General features: G+C 64.4%; 1 protein-coding gene. It reads left to right on the top strand.

Going from position 1 to position 1294, the window contains the following annotated elements; all coding sequences use genetic code 11:
• Positions 1-40: 40 nt before the first annotated feature.
• Complete coding sequence (locus tag C443_RS02940) at positions 41-859, top strand: rolling circle replication-associated protein (protein ID WP_004045523.1); 819 nt, start codon at positions 41-43, stop codon at positions 857-859.
• Positions 860-1294 lie beyond the last annotated feature (435 nt).

Raw genomic sequence — 1294 nt, 5'->3', positions numbered from 1 at the left:
GTGCCGCCCCAGCTGGGCCGGACGTGCTGTCGGGCCACTCGTGGAGCAGCTCGCGATCGCGTCGGTCGGGGTGGTCGGAGTGAGCGCGGATCCCGTCGACGGCGAGGTCGAGTTGGATGAGCAGTCACGGCTCGGTCGGGACTGGGATTGCGGGCCGGATCGGGAGCGGCCGGACTGCCGGAAGGACTTGGCGCACCTGAAGTACCAGACAGAATCGGGGGAACAGGCGTCGTACCGTTGCGGTTCGTGGGACTGCGAGTGTTGCGGCCACCGGCTGAGGATGGGACTGATCGAGGAGATAGAACGGATCACGGAGGAGCGCCCGGAGATGCGTCGGTTCCTGACGCTCACAGTGGACCGCAGAGCGCCCGCGTCGAAGGAGGAGAAGCACGAGTACATCACCGATCGGTGGAACGCGCTGAGGACGGAACTGAGGGACCGCTATCCAAACCTGTCGTATCTGTGGGTGCGGCACGAGGGAGACGAGCGGGACCGGCCGCACCTGCACCTGCTCGTGGATCGGTTCCTGCCGCAGCGGGAACTGTCGCAGTTGGCCGAGCGCGTCGGCCTCGGCCGGGTGGTGGACATCCGGCGGGTGGACGCACGGAACGCGGCGCACTACATCAGTGCGTACCTCGGTCGTGGCTCGCTGTCGTTCCTGCCGTCGGGGTCGCGGCGGTACGGATCTAGCGCCGACGTCGATCTCGATCCACGCGATCCGGGCGGCGACGATCGTGACGGCAGTGCGCTCGAGGAGGACTGGTCACTGATGGCGTGGGATCCGATCGTCGAGGACTGGGTGTCGGCTGCGTCGGGAGACTTCCGGCGCGACGAGGATAGAGGACCGCCACCAGACTAGATCGGTCGGTCCCACCGCGAGGTGAGAGGTGCCGGGTGGGGTCCCCCTAGACACCGTTATAGGTCCCTGTGGTGGGTGGTGGGGTCGGTTCGATTTTCGGCGACCCTTGCGCCGTCCTGCGATTAGGGAGCGGAGGGGCGAGTGATTGTGGTGGGAGAATCGCAAGACGGCGGTAAGTTGTGGCGGTTCAGACAGGGGTATCCTTACGCCGTCCTGCGATTGTACGGATAGGGCCGGGATTCGACAGGGGGAAGAATCGCAAGACGGCGGTAAGTTGTGATGGGTGATACTCCGGGGCGATCGGCGACCCCTGCGCTGTCATGCGGTTTCGGGTTCTGTCTGGCTATGGTTAGAACTGCTAATAACAATATGTGGGCGTGTTGGTAGTATCGGGATAGGTAGATGTTCTGCCGGGGTGAAAGGTCAGTATTCTTT

The sequence above is a fragment of the Haloarcula argentinensis DSM 12282 genome, from assembly GCA_000336895.1.
GTDB classification, from domain to species: Archaea; Halobacteriota; Halobacteria; order Halobacteriales; family Haloarculaceae; genus Haloarcula; species Haloarcula argentinensis.
The sequence above is the reverse complement of the archived record's forward strand: the minus strand, read 5'-3'. Positions and strand labels throughout refer to the sequence as shown.